The organism is Campylobacter sp. B0100352/1, assembly GCF_020135855.1.
GTDB classification, from domain to species: domain Bacteria; phylum Campylobacterota; class Campylobacteria; order Campylobacterales; family Campylobacteraceae; genus Campylobacter_D; species Campylobacter_D taeniopygiae.
In genome coordinates, this window is the sequence record NZ_JACHTP010000138.1 from 1 (window position 1) to 207 (window position 207).

Below are 207 nucleotides of genomic sequence, written 5' to 3' on the forward strand. Positions count from 1 at the left end.
GGATAAAAAATGAGTGAAACTTATGAAATTTATACCCCTAATGGATTGATATTAGATGTGGAAAAAGATACCAATAAGATAATCTTTAAAAAAAATGCTAAACCCACAGGCAATTATACCCAAGAATATTCTAAAGCTTTGTTTAAAGCTGATCATATATTAAGAACTTCTCCTTATATCGATTATAAGCCTCAATACCTAGATCCT

General features: G+C 29.0%; 1 pseudogene. It reads left to right on the forward strand.

The window, feature by feature from the left end:
• Window positions 1–9: 9 nt before the first annotated feature.
• A pseudogene (locus H2279_RS08875) lies at window positions 10–207 on the forward strand (hypothetical protein); the annotation flags it as partial.